Below are 17,707 nucleotides of genomic sequence, written 5' to 3' on the forward strand. Positions count from 1 at the left end.
TGTTTATTGATCATCGTTGATCAACATCGCTCATCACCGGCCATCACAACACCGTCGCCGGATGTGCAGCACCGACGGAATCGATCCCGAAGACGGATGGTACGGTTGGTGGAGGTGCAGGGAGATTCTGGAGGGCACAACCACGGAGTGCTCGAGAACAGCGGAGCGCTAAATTGATGGCCCGGCACTGCAATTGATTGCGGCGGTGGAGTGCTAACGCCGATAGACTGGGTGACGCTTTCCGCCTGCACCGCGTATTTCCGCCGCGCCAATGCAAAAACCCCCGCCTTTTTGGGCGGGGGTTCTTGGCTTAGGGAGCCTGACGATTACCTACTTTCACACGGGAATCCGCACTATCATCGGCGTAGAGTCGTTTCACGGTCCTGTTCGGGATGGGAAGGGGTGGGACCGACTCGCTATGGTCATCAGGCAAAGAGGGTTGTTGCGTTGCTTCGCAACGCAACCAATCTTGGAAGAAGCAGTAATTTTGAGTTGTGTGTATCGCACACGAGAATCAACAAGTCCTGTTAAGACAGACTTGTTATAGGATCAAGCCTTACGGGCAATTAGTATCGGTTAGCTGAACGCATTACTGCGCTTACACACCCGACCTATCAACGTCCTGGTCTCGAACGACCCTTCAAGGAGGTCTAGCCTCCAGGGATATCTCATCTTAAGGCGAGTTTCCCGCTTAGATGCTTTCAGCGGTTATCTCTTCCGAACATAGCTACCCGGCGATGCCACTGGCGTGACAACCGGTACACCAGAGGTTCGTCCACTCCGGTCCTCTCGTACTAGGAGCAGCCCCCTTCAAATATCCAACGCCCACGGCAGATAGGGACCAAACTGTCTCACGACGTTTTAAACCCAGCTCACGTACCTCTTTAAATGGCGAACAGCCATACCCTTGGGACCGGCTACAGCCCCAGGATGAGATGAGCCGACATCGAGGTGCCAAACACCGCCGTCGATATGAACTCTTGGGCGGTATCAGCCTGTTATCCCCAGAGTACCTTTTATCCGTTGAGCGATGGCCCTTCCATACAGAACCACCGGATCACTATGACCTGCTTTCGCACCTGCTCGACTTGTCGGTCTCGCAGTTAAGCACGCTTATGCCATTGCACTATCAGCACGATTTCCGACCGTACCTAGCGTACCTTCGTACTCCTCCGTTACGCTTTGGGAGGAGACCGCCCCAGTCAAACTGCCTACCATGCACTGTCCCCGACCCGGATCACGGGCCAAGGTTAGAACCTCAAACAAACCAGGGTGGTATTTCAAGGACGGCTCCACCGAAACTAGCGTTCCGGTTTCATAGCCTCCCACCTATCCTACACAGATCGGTTCAAAGTCCAATGCAAAGCTACAGTAAAGGTTCATGGGGTCTTTCCGTCTAGCCGCGGGTAGATTGCATCATCACAAACACTTCAACTTCGCTGAGTCTCGGGAGGAGACAGTGTGGCCATCGTTACGCCATTCGTGCAGGTCGGAACTTACCCGACAAGGAATTTCGCTACCTTAGGACCGTTATAGTTACGGCCGCCGTTTACCGGGACTTCAATCAAGAGCTTGCACCCCATCATTTAATCTTCCGGCACCGGGCAGGCGTCACACCCTATACGTCCACTTTCGTGTTTGCAGAGTGCTGTGTTTTTATTAAACAGTCGCAGCCACCAGTTTATTGCAACCCCTTCACCCTCCTGGCGCAGGCCAGTCAAGCTACAAGGGCGTACCTTATCCCGAAGTTACGGTACCAATTTGCCGAGTTCCTTCTCCCGAGTTCTCTCAAGCGCCTTAGAATACTCATCTCGCCCACCTGTGTCGGTTTGCGGTACGGTCATCGTTAGACTGAAGCTTAGAGGCTTTTCTTGGAACCACTTCCAATTGCTTCGCGACCTAAGTCGCTCGCGCCACACCCTTGAATCCTGCGCCCGGATTTGCCTAAGCGCCTTCTCCAATGCAGCGACCGGGACTTCCAACACCCGGACAACCTTCCGCGATCCGTCCCCCCATCGCATCTAACGACGGTGCAGGAATATTGACCTGCTTCCCATCAGCTACGCATTTCTGCCTCGCCTTAGGGGCCGACTCACCCTACGCCGATGAACGTTGCGTAGGAAACCTTGGGCTTACGGCGAGGGGGCCTTTCACCCCCTTTATCGCTACTCATGTCAGCATTCGCACTTCCGATACCTCCAGCACGCTTTTCAACGCACCTTCGCAGGCTTACGGAACGCTCTCCTACCATGCGAGCAAGCTCGCATCCGCAGCTTCGGTATATAGCTTAGCCCCGTTACATCTTCCGCGCAGGACGACTCGATCAGTGAGCTATTACGCTTTCTTTAAAGGGTGGCTGCTTCTAAGCCAACCTCCTGACTGTTTTAGCCTTCCCACTTCGTTTCCCACTTAGCTATATTTGGGGACCTTAGCTGGCGGTCTGGGTTGTTTCCCTCTTGACACCGGACGTTAGCACCCGATGTCTGTCTCCCGTGATTGCACTCTTCGGTATTCGGAGTTTGCTATGGCGGGGTAATCTGCAATAGACCCCCCAACCATGACAGTGCTCTACCCCCGAAGGTGAGACACGAGGCACTACCTAAATAGTTTTCGGAGAGAACCAGCTATTTCCAGGTTTGTTTAGCCTTTCACCCCTATCCACAGCTCATCCCCTAACTTTTCAACGTTAGTGGGTTCGGACCTCCAGTACGTGTTACCGCACCTTCATCCTGGCCATGGATAGATCACCTGGTTTCGGGTCTACGCCCAGCAACTGAACGCCCTATTCGGACTCGCTTTCGCTACGCCTGCCCTATACGGTTAAGCTTGCTACTGAACGTAAGTCGCTGACCCATTATACAAAAGGTACGCCGTCACCCCTTGCGAGGCTCCGACTGTTTGTATGCATGCGGTTTCAGGATCTATTTCACTCCCCTCCCGGGGTTCTTTTCGCCTTTCCCTCACGGTACTGGTTCACTATCGGTCGATCACGAGTATTTAGCCTTGGAGGATGGTCCCCCCATCTTCAGACAGGATTTCACGTGTCCCGCCCTACTTGTCGCACACCTAGTTCTTTCATACTGTTTTCGCCTACAGGGCTATCACCTGCTATGGCCGCACTTTCCAGAGCGTTCGGCTAACAATACAAATAAAGAGTGCAAGGCTCATCCCATTTCGCTCGCCACTACTTTGGGAATCTCGGTTGATTTCTTTTCCTGCGGTTACTTAGATGTTTCAGTTCACCGCGTTCGCTTCACATGGCCTATGTATTCAGCCATGGATACTCCATAAGGAGTGGGTTTCCCCATTCGGATATCCCCGGATCAAAGCTTGTTTGCCAGCTCCCCGGGGCTTTTCGCAGGCTACCGCGTCCTTCATCGCCTGTGATCGCCAAGGCATCCACCACATGCACTTGTTCGCTTGACCCTATAACGAGTCTGTCTCATCTTTCGACGCTACAGCCGCTACAGGTTGAGTTCTCGCGTTGTGCCGTATTCCAAATTGAGCCGAACATGAAGTTCGAATCATCTTGAGATACATCGATACAATCACAACCCGGATAGTTTCCACGTCCATCTCAAAGACGCTTCCACTATCCAAATTACTTACTTCTTCCAGATTGTTAAAGAACGACAGCCGATATCTGTTGATATCCTCTGACTGGCTCAATCGCCAATGCCAAATCCTCGGTTCGCTTTCGAACCAAGCACTTCGCATTGAAGATTGGTGGAGGCAGACGGGATCGAACCGACGACCCCCTGCTTGCAAAGCAGGTGCTCTCCCAGCTGAGCTATGCCCCCATGAGTACAGATGCCTCAGGTGTACCTACAGCCTGCCGGCATGGGATGCTCGTAAGCGCTAAAGCGCTAACGATCACCGACACGTCAGACAATGGTGGGTCTGGTTGGATTCGAACCAACGACCCCCGCCTTATCAAGACGGTGCTCTAACCGACTGAGCTACAGACCCCTGAGTCTGTCTTTAAATTTACAGCCGATAAGCGTGAGCGCTCAACTTCGCGAGATAGCTCTGGAAAGGAGGTGATCCAGCCGCACCTTCCGATACGGCTACCTTGTTACGACTTCACCCCAGTCATGAATCCTACCGTGGTGACCGTCCTCCTTGCGGTTAGACTAGCCACTTCTGGTAAAACCCACTCCCATGGTGTGACGGGCGGTGTGTACAAGACCCGGGAACGTATTCACCGCGGCATGCTGATCCGCGATTACTAGCGATTCCAGCTTCATGCACTCGAGTTGCAGAGTGCAATCCGGACTACGATCGGTTTTCTGGGATTAGCTCCCCCTCGCGGGTTGGCAACCCTCTGTTCCGACCATTGTATGACGTGTGAAGCCCTACCCATAAGGGCCATGAGGACTTGACGTCATCCCCACCTTCCTCCGGTTTGTCACCGGCAGTCTCCTTAGAGTGCTCTTGCGTAGCAACTAAGGACAAGGGTTGCGCTCGTTGCGGGACTTAACCCAACATCTCACGACACGAGCTGACGACAGCCATGCAGCACCTGTGCGCCGGTTCTCTTTCGAGCACTCCCGCCTCTCGGCAGGATTCCGACCATGTCAAGGGTAGGTAAGGTTTTTCGCGTTGCATCGAATTAATCCACATCATCCACCGCTTGTGCGGGTCCCCGTCAATTCCTTTGAGTTTTAATCTTGCGACCGTACTCCCCAGGCGGTCAACTTCACGCGTTAGCTACGTTACTAAGGAAATGAATCCCCAACAACTAGTTGACATCGTTTAGGGCGTGGACTACCAGGGTATCTAATCCTGTTTGCTCCCCACGCTTTCGTGCATGAGCGTCAGTATTGGCCCAGGGGGCTGCCTTCGCCATCGGTATTCCTCCACATCTCTACGCATTTCACTGCTACACGTGGAATTCTACCCCCCTCTGCCATACTCTAGCCTGCCAGTCACCAATGCAGTTCCCAGGTTGAGCCCGGGGATTTCACATCGGTCTTAGCAAACCGCCTGCGCACGCTTTACGCCCAGTAATTCCGATTAACGCTTGCACCCTACGTATTACCGCGGCTGCTGGCACGTAGTTAGCCGGTGCTTATTCTTCCGGTACCGTCATCCCCCGACTGTATTAGAGCCAGGGATTTCTTTCCGGACAAAAGTGCTTTACAACCCGAAGGCCTTCTTCACACACGCGGCATTGCTGGATCAGGCTTTCGCCCATTGTCCAAAATTCCCCACTGCTGCCTCCCGTAGGAGTCTGGGCCGTGTCTCAGTCCCAGTGTGGCTGGTCGTCCTCTCAGACCAGCTACTGATCGTCGCCTTGGTAGGCCTTTACCCCACCAACTAGCTAATCAGCCATCGGCCAACCCTATAGCGCGAGGCCCGAAGGTCCCCCGCTTTCATCCGTGGATCGTATGCGGTATTAATCCGGCTTTCGCCGGGCTATCCCCCACTACAGGACATGTTCCGATGTATTACTCACCCGTTCGCCACTCGCCACCAGGTGCAAGCACCCGTGCTGCCGTTCGACTTGCATGTGTAAGGCATGCCGCCAGCGTTCAATCTGAGCCAGGATCAAACTCTTCAGTTCAAACCTGTTACTGTTTTCGGTTCAGTTAAGAACCGGTCGCTCACTCAAAGCTGACAGGAATATGAATCACTTCATAAACCTGACTTACTTTAGTGTGAGACTCTTGATACTTTTGCTATCTGATCCGAGGATCAGCTCGCTGTCATCAAGCGCCCACACTTATCGGCTGTTAATTTTTAAAGAGCATTCTGCGCGGGAACCTGAAGTTTCCCGGCAGCGCTGCGTTTTCAGCAGCAGAGAAGCGAGATTATGAACCGTGTTTCGCAGCTCGTCAACAACTTTCTAAACTACATCGTTGCGACTGCGGGGCCATCTTTCTGCGCCGTCGGGCTCGTGACTTCCGAACTCCAACAGCACCGCTTCCCTTCCTCCCGCGCCGTGTTTCCGTTGGCGCGAAAGAGGCGTGATTCTATGCATCCCCCGGCAATCGCGCAAGGGGTTTCGCAAAAAATATAAGGCGCCGCACGCTATCGCGTGCGGCGCCTTATATAGAAGCAGACGAACCGTCAGGAGGCCGCGCGCACCTGGCGCGCGACGATCTCCATATAGTGGTCGAGATCCGGTGTCACCCTGCCTTCTTCCTTCGCCGCGTCGTCCCAGCGGCGCAGGCGCAGCGCGTCCTCCGCGAACGGGCGCTGCTGGAACGCTACCGCCTCCTCTTCACTGAAGATGCCACCCTGTAACGCCAGGCTGCGCACCGAGTCCGGCGACAGGCTCTCGAAGTAGCCGGCATCCGTGCGGCACAGGCACCGCTTCGCGTCGACGTGCAGCCGGATCGGCTCGAGCACCGCATCGTTGAACAGCGGCCGCAGGAACGGCAGCACATAATACTGATGCAGATCGTCGATCCCGCGCGCGCTCGGCGTCTCGCCCTGGCGATTCAGCAAATGGCCGAGGTCGTGCAGGAACGCCGCCGCAACCAGCGCTTCGTCCGCCCCGGACGCCTCCGCCAGCCATCCGCTCTGCAATGCATGCTCGAGCTGCGTGACCGGTTCGCCGCTATAGGCCACATGGCCATGCTCGCGATACAGCCCGTGGATCTCTTCCACCGTCAGCGCCATCCGTTTACTCCCAAGGCAGCGAAAACGTCTTCAGGTTCGTGAAACTCTTCATCGCCTCCTGGACGCCTTCCTTGTAGCCGAGCCCCGAATCCTTGATCCCGCCGAACGGCGACAGTTCGATCCGGTATCCCGGCACTTCCCACACGTTCACCGTGCCGACGTTCAGTTCGTTCACGAACCGCACGACGGCCGCCGTGCTGTCCGTACAGACACCCGACGACAGCCCGAACGCCGTCCCGTTGCTGATCCGGATCGCGTCGTCGATCGTGTCGAACGCGATGACGGGCGAGACGGGGCCGAAGGTCTCCTCGCGCACGATCGTCATCGACGGATCGACGTTGTCGAGCACGGTCGGCGCATACAGCGCGCCGCGCCGAACATTTCCGGTCAGCAGGCGCGCGCCCTGCGCGACCGCCTCGTTCACGCGCGCCTCGAACAGCCGTGCCGCCGCTTCGTCGATCACCGTGCCCATTTCGTTCTCGGGATCGAATGGATCGCCGTATTTCCATGCGCGCGTCTTCTCGACGAGCAATTCGGTGAACGCGGGCGCGATCGAGCGCTGCACCAGCATCCGCTTGACGGCCGTACAGCGCTGGCCCGAATTCCGGTACGAGCCGAGCACCGCGAGCGACGCCGCGCGGTCGAGATCGGCATCGGCGAGGACGATCAGCGGATCGTTGCCGCCCAGTTCCAGCACGATGCGCCGGTAACCGGCCCGTGCGGCAATCGCCTTGCCGATCGCGACGCCACCGGTGAACGTGATCAGCGACGCATGCGGATGCGTGACGAGTTCGTCCGCGAGCTCGGCCGGATTGCCGGTCAGCACCTGCAGCATCGGCTCCGGCAGCCCCGCTTCATATAACAGGTCGGCCAGATAGAACGCCGACAGCGGCACCTTCTCCGACGGCTTCACGATCACGCGATTGTTGGTCGCGATCGCCGGCGCGATCTTGTGCGCCACCTGGTTCATCGGATGATTGAACGGCGTGATCGCGACGATCACGCCGTCGAGCGGCTGCCGCTGCGAGAACACGCGCCGCGCCTTGCCGTGGGGCGTCAGGTCGCACGAGAAACTCTGCGCATCGTCGCGCAGCGCCTCGACCGCCGCGAACTTCAGCACATCGGCCACACGGCCGATCTCGTAGCGCGAATCCCGTTTCGACAGCCCCGACTCGAGCGTGATCAGGTCGGACGCTTCCTCGGTGCGCTCGCGCAGCAGCGCGCCCGCACGTTCGAGAATCTGCGAACGCTCGTAGCGCGTGAGCGTCGGCCGGTAGGCCATCGCGTAATCGAACGCCGCGCGCACGTCGTCGACACTGGCGAGCGGCGCGGTGCCGACGCGTGTTCCGGTGTACGGATCCGTGACGTCGAGCGTGCGCTCGCGCATCGCACGCGTGCCGCGCCAGCGCAATGCTTCCGCACGAAACGACGGATGATCCTGCCGCGGATGAGCCATCATGTCGCGATCCGGTTCAACACGAAATCGAACACGTCGAAGTTGCGCGGGCGACGTGCGGGATCGTCCCGCTCGATACGGCGATTGAACAGCAGCGGCACTTCCTGCTCGGACACGCCGCCATGCGAACGCAGCGGCACCGTGAGGCCCGACAGGTCGTGTTCGCGCTCGCGCGTGCCGAGCGTCATGTCACGGCGGCCGATCACGACGAGATCGCCGATCCGGTCGGCCGGCAGTTCGAAGCGCACGGCGGCTTCCGCGTTGTCGAGCACGAGCTCGACGCCGTCGAGGCCGCCGACGCGCCACATCGCCTCGGCCCGGTCGACACCCGGCGCCAGGTAGATCGTCGCGAACGAACCGAGCGCACCGTGGTGCACGACGTACGGATCGGTGATCGGCAGGATCACGCGCGCAGCCTGCGCGCCGTACCAGCCGTCGAAGGCATCCTGCAGATAGATCACGTTCGGCCGGCCCGTCGCCGGATCGTGCTTCGCGTTCATCCCGTGGTCGGCCGTAAGGCCGATCGCCCAGCCGAGCGCGTCGAGCTGGGCGAGGTAGCCGTCCATCATCGCGTAGAACGCGTTCGCGCCGGCACTGCCCGGCGCGCACTTGTGCTGCACGTAGTCGGTGGTCGACAGATACATCAGGTCGACCTGGCGCGTCTGCGCGAGCCGTACGCCGGCCGCGAACACGAATTCGGACAATGCCGCGCTGTACACGTCCGGCGACGGCAGGCCGACCCAGTCGAGCACGTCGACGATCCCGTTTTCCGCGAGATTGGCCTGTGCGGCCTTCTCGGCCGAAAAGCAGATGCCGTTCAGCCGCCAGCCGAGCAGCCTGCGCAGCTTGTCCTTCGCGGTCACGACGGCCACCCGCGCGCCGACGTCGGCCGCCGCCGCGAGCAGCGTACCGGCCCGCAGATAGGCCGGGTCGTTCATCATGACTTCGGCGCCGCGCCCGCCGTCGGCGGCCGGGTCCCAGAAATAGTTGCCGCAGATGCCGTGGACCGACTGCGGCACGCCGCAGACGATCGACAGGTTGTTCGGGTTGGTGAAGGTCGGTACGACGCAATCGGCGCGCCAGGCCGTGCCCTCCGCGATCATCCGGCCGATGAACGGCGCGACGCCCGCTTCCACCGCGCGTTCGAGATAGTCGTACTCGCAGCCGTCGACACAGACGACGACGGTCGGCTCGATCGGCAACCGGTAGCACCGACCATTGACGTCGATCGTGCGTCCGGCGAGACCGGTCGACGCGCCGGCGGGCGACGCATCGCCGGGATGGCGCAACGCGAACGCGGCATTCATGATGCCGCCCGCGAGCCGCGCGGCACGCGCGCGGCGATCAGCAGCAGCGCCGCGAGCGACGCGCCGAGCATCAGCAGCGACAGCGCCGACGCCGGCAGGTAATAGCCGCGCTCCACCTGGCCGATCACGACGATCGGCACGGTCGCGAAGCCGGGCGGATAAACCGTGAGCGTCGCGCCGAGCTCGCCGAGCGACAGCGCAAAACCGAGCGCGAGGCTCGCGCGCAGCGCCGGCACGAGTTGCGGCAGCAGCACGCGGCGCAGCACCATCGCGGGCGGCGCACCGAGGCTCGCGGCGGCTTCGCGCAACACGGTCAGCTCCGGACGCAACGCGGCGGCGGCGCAGCGATAGCAGAACGGCAGAATCAGCGCCAGTTGCACCAGCACGACGATCGCCGCCGAGCTCGACAGGTCGAGCGGCTTCTGGTGATACGCGATCAGCACCGCGAGCCCGAGCACGACGCTCGGTACGCCGTTCGGCACCATCACGAGCGCGTCGACGACCGCGCCGAGGCCGCGCCGGTCGCGCCCTTCGAGCGCGAGCGCCAGCCACAGCCCGAGGATCGTGCCGAGCGCCGATACGCCGAAGCCGATTTCGAGGCTCGTCAGCAGCGCGTCGTATTCCTGCGAGCCGAGCCGCTCGAACCAGCGCAGACTGTAGCCGGCCGGCAGGATCGTGCCCGACCACTGCGTCGACACGCTCGACAGCGCGACGACGATTACCGGCAGCACGAACAGCCAGAAGCATGCGAAGGCGGCCAGCGCGAGCGCGACGCGCGACGCATGCTTGAGCAGCGCGTCGGTCCAGCCGATCGCGTGGCGCGGCACGGCGTGCTCGATACGGAATTCAGCGGACATCGTTTCCTCCCGTCGCACGCCGGTTCACCCGGCGATAAACCGTATACAGCGCCAGCGACAGCGACAACATCACGACCGCGCCGGCCGATGCGGTCGGCAGATCGAGATCGACGGTCGCGCTGCTGTAGATGGCAACCGGCAACGTAACGAGCCGCGCACTGCCGAGCACGAGCAGAATCCCGAATTCGTTCAGCGTCAGCAGGAAGCACAACACGGTGCCGGCGGCGATACCCGGCCACGCGATCGGCAGCACGACGCGGCGCGCGAGCATCCAGCCGGGCGCGCCGAGGCTGCGCGCGGCTTCGATCAACCGCAGGTCGAGCGTCGCGAACGACGCGAGCGTCGGCCGCACGACGAACGGCGTGTAGAACACGGTCTGAGCAAGGATCACGCCGCCGATCCCGAACAGGAAGTCGAGCGGCGGGTTCTCGAGATGGAACAGGTGCTGCAGCGCGATGCTGATCGAGCCTTGCGAGCCGTACAGGAAGATCAGCGTGAACGCGACGAGGAACGACGGAAACGCGACGTACAGCTCCAGGAAGCGCGTGACGAGCGACGCGCCCGGGAACGGCCTGAAGAACAGCAGCGCAGCCAGCAGCACGCCGAGCACCGACGCGGTGCCAGCGCTCGCGAACAGGACGCCGAGTGTCGTCAGCAGCACGTTGCGCGTGTCGGGATTGCCGAAGAAGGTCCGGTACGCGGCGAAACTCAACCCGTGATCGCCCGAGACGCTCAGCAGCACGAGCTTCACCAGCGGATAGACGACGAGCGGGCCGAGCACGACGATCGCGAGCGCGGCCAGGTGCAGGTCGCCCATGCGCCTGCGACGCCGCGCGGCGGCGGCATGGGCGGCGGCCGACGCGAGCACGTGCGGCGGCAGGCCGGTTTCAGGGCTCGATAAGGACGACATCGTCTGCCTCGCAATGCAGGGACACGCGCGCACCGCGCTCGGGGGCCGCGCCGCGGCCGCGTTGCATCGTGACGCGCACGGGCTCGTCGGGCGCCGCGTCGATCACGACCGCGATCGACAGGTCCGCGCCCTGCCATTCGACCGACGACACGGTGCCGTGCAGGCCGCCCGCCGCGGGCGGCATCACCGTCAGCCGCTCGGGGCGCACGCATGCGACCTTGCCGCGCACCTCGTGGCGCGGATCGCCGAGCGGGAAGATCACGTGCGGCGGCAGCAGGTTCGCCGGGCCGAGATAGCGCGCGACGTAACCGTCGCGCGGCGCGTCGTACAACTGCTGCGGCGTGCCGAGCTGCGCGATGTGGCCGTCGCGCATCAGCAGCGCGCGGTCGGACAGCACGAGCGCGTCGTCGCGGTCGTGCGTCACGCAGACGACGGTCAGGTTCGGCAGGCGCTCGTGCAACGCCTTCAGTTCGCTGCGCACCGACGCACGCAGGTTGGCGTCGAGCGCCGACAGCGGCTCGTCGAGCAGCAGCACGTCGGGCTCGATCACGAGCGCGCGGGCCAGCGCGACGCGCTGCTGCATCCCGCCCGACAGTTGCGCGGGCAGATGGTGGCCGGCATCGCCGAGTTGCACGAGCTTGAGCGCGTCGGCGACGCGGCGCGTCACTTCCGACGACGCCATGCCGCGTGCGCGCAGCCCGAATGCGACGTTCTCGAACACCGACAGGTGCGGGAATAGCGCGTAATTCTGGAACAGCAGACCGAGGTTGCGCTTGTGCGGCGGCGCATAGGTCAGGTCGCGCCCGGCCACGGTGAGCGTGCCGGTCAGGCCGTCGGCCTTCACGAACCCGGCGATGAAGCGCAGCAGCGTCGTCTTGCCGCAGCCGCTCTTGCCGAGCACGGTCAGAAATTCACCGGCGCCGATCGACAGCGACAGATCGTCGAGCACCGTGCGTGCGCCGTAGCGCACGCTCAGGTGTTCGATCTGCACGCCGCCCGGCGCGCCGGACCGCAACGTCGCGTGCGGTTCGGCGGCGCCGAATGCGCCGGGATGGGTCAGGGTGGTTTCCACCGGGTTCATCCTCTTGCTTGCTGATACGGACGGCGTGCGCCGATCACTTCGGCTTGACGACGTCGAGCTGCTTGCCCGAGCTGCCGATCACGTCCTTCTTCCAGCGCTCGATCCACACCGGCTTCTTCGCCATCACCTGGGTCCAGTCGACCGGAATCAGCTTCACGCCCGCGATCGCCTTCTTGACCGCTTCGCCGTTCTTGCCGGCCAGCGGCACGTCGGTGCGGCCCGGGATGCCGTACATGTCCGGCACCTTCGACTGCACTTCCGTCGACATCAGGTAGTCGATCAGCTTCCGGCCGGCGTCCTGGTTCGGGCCGCTCTTGATCAGGCCGATGCCATACGGGAGCTGGAACGTGGTCGGCTGGTCGCCGGCCTTCGCGGCCAGGAAGATCGGCTTGACGGACAGCGCGCCGTGCTCGGCGTCGTCGAGGTCCATCTGCAGGTCGCCGTTCGCGACGCTGATCTCGTTACGCGACAGCAGCACGTTCAGGTAGCCCGTGCCCTTCGTGTGGAACTTCACGCTCTGCGACAGCTTCGCGAGGTAGTCGAAGGCCTTGTCCTCGCCCATCAGCGACGTCGTCAGGATCAGCACGGCCATCCCGTCGCCGGCCGTGGCCGGGTTCGAGTACGCGACCTTGCCGGCGTAGGCCGGCGCGAGCAGGTCGGCGAACGTCTTCGGCTGGTTCTTCACGACGTCCGGGTTGATCGCGAACGAGAAGTAGTTGTTCACGAAGGTCGCCCACGTGCCGTCCTCGGCCTTCGCGATGGCCGGCACGTTCTTGTAGTTCACGCTCTGGTACGGCTGCAGCAGGCCCATCTGGCCGGCTTGCTGGATGAACGGCGGCAGCGTGACGATCACGTCGGCCTTCGGGGAATTCTTCTCGATGTTCGCGCGGTTCACCACCTCGCCGCTGCCTGCCGTCACGATGTTGACCTTCACGCCTTCCTTCTTCTCGAAGGCCGGCAGCACATCGCGATAGAGGTTCTCGAGGCCGTCCGCCGTGTACAGCACGACCGCGTTCGCCGCATGCGCCGGCATCGCGGCGCCTTGCAGCAGACCGGCGGCGCAGGCGGCCAGCGCGAGCTTGCGGAACGCGCCGGCAGCGGCGCGCGAGGGTTTCTGCAGTGTCATCTCACTTCTCCGTAGGCGGAACACCAAACGGCCGGGGCACGATCCGGCTCTCCTGTCGTCTCCGGGCAGGCCGCCTGGCGGCCCGCCTCGCTACCGCGCTCAGGCTGGGTGCGGCGCGGCAACCGAAGGATCACAGCGTTCGATGACAAACCCGTGACGAATGCCACAATTTCCAAAAAATGACACATTTTGCCACTATCATGCAAGTCATTCAGAAATGCCGTCCCGCGTTTCATTCGCCCTTTGCCGGAGATAAAAACCATGCCCGACCCGATCCTGCTCACGCCCGGCCCGCTCACCACGTCCGCCACAACACGCCACGCAATGCAACATGACTGGGGGTCGTGGGACGCCGCTTTCAATCGACTGACGGCCAGCGTCTGTGCCGACCTCGTCGCCATCGCGGGCGGCGGCGATGCGTACGTGTGCGTGCCGATGCAGGGCAGCGGCACGTTCTCGGTCGAAGCCGCGCTCGGCACGCTGGTGCCGCGCGACGGCGTCGTGCTGGTCCCCGACAACGGCGCGTATTGCGCGCGCATCCTGAAGATTCTCGGCCGGCTCGGTATCGACGCGATCGCGTTGCCGTTCGGCGAAGACGCGGCCGTCGACGCAGCGGCCGTCGAAGCCGCGTTCGCCCGCGAGCCGCGCATCACGCACGTCGCGCTCGTGCACCTGGAAACGAGCGCCGGGATCCTGAATCCGCTCGATGCGATCGCGGCCGCGTGCCGGCGGCACGGCAAGCGACTGATCGTCGATGCGATGAGTTCGTTCGGCGCGCTGCCGATCGCGCTGGCGGACAGCGGCATCGACGCGCTGATCTCGGCCAGCGGCAAATGCCTCGAAGGCGTGCCGGGAATGGGGTTCGCGATCGTGCGGCGCGATGCGCTCGACGCGAGCGAAGGCAATTCGCCGTCGCTCGCGCTCGATCTGCACGATCAATACGCGTATCTGCGCAAGACGGGGCAATGGCGCTTCACGCCGCCGACGCACGTGATCGCCGCGTTGCGCGCCGCGCTCGACCAGTACCTCGCCGAAGGCGGCCAGCCGGCGCGCGGCGCACGCTATGCGGACAACTGCCGGACGCTGGTCGAATCGATGCGCGCGCTCGGCTTCGTGCCGTTCCTCGACGCCAGCGTGCAGGCGCCGGTGATCGTCACGTTCCACGCGCCCGACCATCCGGCCTACGATTTTCGCCGCTTCTACGACGCGGTGCGCGACGCGGGCTTCATCCTGTATCCGGGCAAGCTCACGCGCGTCGAGACGTTCCGCGTCGGCTGCATCGGCGCGATCGACGCGAACGATATCCGGCGTGCGGTCGCCGCCATCGCGGCCGCGGTCGAATCGCTCGGCATCGCGATGCAGCACGCATGAAAGTGCGTACGTGCCGGCCGCCCGCCGACACGCGCAAATAAAAACGCCCGACGGCCGATCGGCCGCCGGGCGAACGCACCGAATGTGCGGGGAACCGGTCCTTACAACTCGATCCGCTTGATGTCGCCGACGACGAAGATGTACGACAGCGCACCGACCAGCGCGATCACGCCGATGAACACGAGCGCGCCGACGAACGAGCCGGTCGACGCGACGATGAAGCCGACGACGAGCGGGGTGATGATGCCGGCGAGGTTCGCCGCGAAGTTGAAGATGCCGCCCGTCACGCCGAGCAGGCCGTCCGGCGCGATGTCCGACACGAGCGTCCAGCCGAGTGCGGCCATCCCCTGCGCGAAGAACGCGACCGACATGATCGCGATCACCGCTTCGTTGCTCTGCACGTAGTTCGCGAGAATGATCGTCGACGCGAGCAGCAGGCCCGCGATGATCGGCAGCTTGCGCGCGAGGTTCGCGGACTTGCCGCGGCGCAGCAGCCAGTCGGAGAAGACGCCGCCGAACATCACGCCGACCGACGCGGCGATGAACGGCATCACCGCGAAGAAGCCGATCTTCAGCCAGCCCATGTGACGCTCGGTTGCCAGATAGGTCGGGAACCAGGTCAGGAAGAACACGAGCGTCGAGTTGCCGGCGAACTGGCCGAGGCAGATGCCCGCGAGCTGGCGCTTCTTCAGCAGTTTGCCGGCCATCGCCCAGCTGAACTTCGGCTGCGCGGCCTTGCCGCTCTTGTCGTCGGTCTTGCGCGCGCCGTGCACGAGGCCGCCGCCCGCCTCGATATAGGCCAGCTCCGCCGCGTTCGCGCCCGGATGGTTGCGCGGCTCGTGGTAGAGCTTCCACCAGACGAGGCCAAACGCAATGCCGACCGCGCCCACGACCCAGAACAGCGAGCGCCAGCCGAACGCGCCCATCAGCGCGAACAGCACGGGGCTGAAGAACGCGAGGCCGATGTATTCGCCGACGGTATAGGTGCCCGTCGCCATCGCGCGCTCGTTCTGCGGGAACCACGTCGCGACGACGCGGCTGTTGGTCGGGAAGCACGGCGCCTCGGTGATGCCGAGGCCGAGGCGACACGCGAGCAGCGTCGCGACGCCCGGCACGAAGCCTTGCAGGAACGTGCACAACGACCACAGCGTCATCGACCAGTAGTAGGTGATCTTGCTGCCGAAGCGGTCGAGGAACAGGCCGCCGGGAACCTGCATCGCCACGTACGTCCACGAAAACGCGGAGAACATGATGCCCATCACGGCCGCGTTGATGCCAAGCTCCTTGGTGAGCTGCGGCGCAGCCACGCCCAGCACGGTGCGGTCGAGATAGTTGATCATCGTGCCGATCGCGAGCAGCGCGAGGATCTTGTAGCGCGCCGACGTGCGCCGGACCGTGCCGGCCGCCTGCGCCGGCGCGGCGCTCGTGTGGGTGGTGTGCTGCATGGTCGTCTCCTGGTCTCTTTCTGTGTCTGTAAGGGGTCAGCGCGCGACGAGCGACTGAAAGTGATCGAACATCCGCTCGGCGTCGGGCGTGCGCCCGGTGAAGATCTCGAATGCGTCGACGGCCTGGTACACGGCCATCCCGCCGCCCGGCAGCGTCGCGCAGCCGGCCGCGCGCGCGGCATGGATCAGCTCGGTTTCGAGCGGGAAATACACGATGTCGGCCACCCACATGCCCGCGTGGAGCAGTTCGGCCGGCAGCGGCAGGCCCGGATGCTTGACCATGCCGGTCGGCGTTGCGTGGATCAGGCCGGTCGCGGCGCGCATCGCGGCCGCGAGATCGCTACCCGGCGCGACCCGGGCCGCGGGGAAGCGCTGCTGCAATTCGCCCGCCAGCGCGGTGGCCCGCGCGCCGTCGACGTCGAAGATCGTCAGTTCGGCCGCGCCCATCTGCAGCGCCGCGTGCGCGACAGCCGCGCCCGCGCCGCCCGCGCCGAGCTGGACGACGCGTTCGAGCGACACGCCGGGCAGCCCGCGGTGGAACGATTTCGCGAAGCCCGACCAGTCGGTGTTGTGGCCGATCCGCTTGCCGTCCTTGAACAGCACGGTGTTCACCGCGCCGAGCGCACGCGCGTCGTCCGACAGCGCGTCGAGATGCTCGATCACGCGCTGCTTGCACGGGTGCGTGATGTTCAGCCCGTTGTAGCCCATCCGCTGCGCGGCCTCGAGCAGCTGCGGCAGCGCGTCGACGTTCACGCCCAGCACGTCGAGATCGATGCGCCGGTACACGTAGCCAAAGCCCTGGCGGAATCCCTCTTCCTCGTGCATCGCGGGCGACAGCGAACCGCCGATGCCCTGGCCGATCAGGCCGATCAGAAACGACGGGCGGCTCATCGGGCGGCTCCCTGCGCGAACAGCGTCGCCAGGCGCTGCAGCGCGAACACGTAGCCTTCGGTGCCGCAGCCGCAGATCACGGCTTCGGCGATCGCCGACACGTACGAATGGTGGCGAAACGCCTCGCGGCGATGGACGTTCGAGATATGCACCTCGATCACCGGCTTCGCGATCGCGGACAGCGCGTCGGCCAGCGCCACCGACGTATGCGTATAGGCGGCCGGGTTGATCACGATGCCGTGCGTGTCGTGCCGCGCGGCATGCAGCCAGTCGATCAGTTGATGCTCGGCGTTCGACTGGCGGAACTCGATTTCCAATCCGAGCCCTTCCGCCGCCGTGCGGCAGCGCTGCTCGAGATCGGCGAGCGTTTCCGCGCCATAGATGTGGGGCTCGCGCGTGCCCAGCAGATTCAGATTCGGGCCGTTCAGCACCAGCACCTTGTGCTTGCTCATGTGATTTTGCTCCAGAAACGGGGGCGAATCGTGAGCCGACTTCGTCCCCTGACGTCGAGATTTGGCGCTAGTGTGCGCTTGCGCAAGCGCAATGTCTTTTCGGGTTTTCGCTAATTTGTACCATCTAGTTAGTTTGTACAATATGCATCACTAGCCCAGTAAATTCGGGATATGGCGCCCGCGC

The 17,707-nt window shown here is 62.9% G+C and carries 11 protein-coding genes, 2 tRNA genes and 3 rRNA genes; 1 reads left to right on the plus strand and 15 read right to left on the minus strand.

Going from position 1 to position 17,707, the window contains the following annotated elements:
- Window positions 1-317: 317 nt before the first annotated feature.
- From rrf to phnS, 12 genes are all read right to left on the minus strand, one after another.
- Window positions 318-430: ribosomal RNA gene (rrf, locus tag WS54_RS11265) — 5S ribosomal RNA — on the minus strand.
- 115 nt (window positions 431-545) lie between these two features.
- Window positions 546-3,426, minus strand: a 23S ribosomal RNA gene (locus WS54_RS11270).
- 298 nt (window positions 3,427-3,724) lie between these two features.
- Window positions 3,725-3,800 (minus strand) — tRNA-Ala (locus tag WS54_RS11280).
- A gap of 92 nt (window positions 3,801-3,892) precedes the next feature.
- Window positions 3,893-3,969: transfer RNA gene (locus WS54_RS11285), tRNA-Ile, on the minus strand.
- Window positions 3,970-4,033: 64 nt separating this feature from the next.
- Window positions 4,034-5,566 (minus strand): 16S ribosomal RNA (locus tag WS54_RS11290).
- The 16S, 23S and 5S rRNA genes sit together here with 2 tRNA genes alongside, the layout of an rRNA operon.
- Window positions 5,567-6,072: 506 nt before the next feature.
- Window positions 6,073-6,627 (minus strand): phosphonate degradation HD-domain oxygenase, encoded by a 555-nt coding sequence (locus WS54_RS11300; protein ID WP_034206102.1) that lies wholly within the window; start codon window positions 6,625-6,627, stop codon window positions 6,073-6,075.
- 4 nt (window positions 6,628-6,631) lie between these two features.
- Entirely contained in the window at window positions 6,632-8,086 is a 1,455-nt protein-coding gene (phnY, locus tag WS54_RS11305) for a phosphonoacetaldehyde dehydrogenase (protein WP_059780015.1), read from the minus strand.
- On the minus strand, window positions 8,083-9,390 hold the full coding sequence (gene phnA, locus WS54_RS11310) for a phosphonoacetate hydrolase (protein WP_059780016.1): 1,308 nt from the start codon (window positions 9,388-9,390) through the stop codon (window positions 8,083-8,085). The genes phnY and phnA overlap by 4 nt, the downstream gene beginning before the upstream one ends.
- Window positions 9,387-10,247 carry a 2-aminoethylphosphonate ABC transport system, membrane component PhnV gene (phnV, locus tag WS54_RS11315; RefSeq protein ID WP_059780017.1) on the minus strand — a complete coding sequence of 287 codons (861 nt, stop codon included), beginning with the start codon at window positions 10,245-10,247 and terminating at the stop codon, window positions 9,387-9,389. Before phnV ends, phnA begins: the two co-directional genes overlap by 4 nt.
- Complete coding sequence (phnU, locus tag WS54_RS11320; RefSeq protein WP_034206098.1) at window positions 10,237-11,157, minus strand: 2-aminoethylphosphonate ABC transporter permease subunit; 921 nt, start codon at window positions 11,155-11,157, stop codon at window positions 10,237-10,239. Before phnU ends, phnV begins: the two co-directional genes overlap by 11 nt.
- Window positions 11,135-12,238 (minus strand): 2-aminoethylphosphonate ABC transport system ATP-binding subunit PhnT, encoded by a 1,104-nt coding sequence (gene phnT / locus WS54_RS11325; RefSeq protein WP_034206097.1) that lies wholly within the window; start codon window positions 12,236-12,238, stop codon window positions 11,135-11,137. The genes phnU and phnT overlap by 23 nt, the downstream gene beginning before the upstream one ends.
- A gap of 34 nt (window positions 12,239-12,272) precedes the next feature.
- The gene (gene phnS / locus WS54_RS11330; protein WP_059780018.1) at window positions 12,273-13,364 is read right to left on the minus strand and encodes a 2-aminoethylphosphonate ABC transporter substrate-binding protein; all 1,092 of its coding nucleotides are present in this window, start codon (window positions 13,362-13,364) and stop codon (window positions 12,273-12,275) included.
- 261 nt (window positions 13,365-13,625) lie between these two features.
- Between phnS and WS54_RS11340 the strand changes: the two genes are divergently transcribed.
- On the plus strand, window positions 13,626-14,735 hold the full coding sequence (locus tag WS54_RS11340; RefSeq protein ID WP_059780019.1) for a 2-aminoethylphosphonate--pyruvate transaminase: 1,110 nt from the start codon (window positions 13,626-13,628) through the stop codon (window positions 14,733-14,735).
- Between the two features lie 101 nt (window positions 14,736-14,836).
- On the opposite strand, the gene WS54_RS11345 is transcribed toward WS54_RS11340, so the two are convergent.
- Genes WS54_RS11345 through aroQ form a run of 3 tightly spaced genes read right to left on the minus strand, consistent with a single transcriptional unit; the run spans window position 14,837 to window position 17,523 of the window.
- Window positions 14,837-16,180, minus strand: coding sequence for an MFS transporter (locus WS54_RS11345; RefSeq protein WP_034206094.1), 1,344 nt, complete (start codon window positions 16,178-16,180; stop codon window positions 14,837-14,839).
- 36 nt (window positions 16,181-16,216) lie between these two features.
- On the minus strand, window positions 16,217-17,071 hold the full coding sequence (locus WS54_RS11350; protein ID WP_059780020.1) for a shikimate dehydrogenase: 855 nt from the start codon (window positions 17,069-17,071) through the stop codon (window positions 16,217-16,219).
- Complete coding sequence (aroQ, locus tag WS54_RS11355; protein ID WP_027781502.1) at window positions 17,068-17,523, minus strand: type II 3-dehydroquinate dehydratase; 456 nt, start codon at window positions 17,521-17,523, stop codon at window positions 17,068-17,070. Before aroQ ends, WS54_RS11350 begins: the two co-directional genes overlap by 4 nt.
- Between the last annotated feature and the right edge of the window lie 184 nt (window positions 17,524-17,707).

The sequence above is a fragment of the Burkholderia sp. NRF60-BP8 genome (genome assembly GCF_001522585.2).
In the GTDB taxonomy this organism is placed as follows: Bacteria; Pseudomonadota; Gammaproteobacteria; order Burkholderiales; family Burkholderiaceae; genus Burkholderia.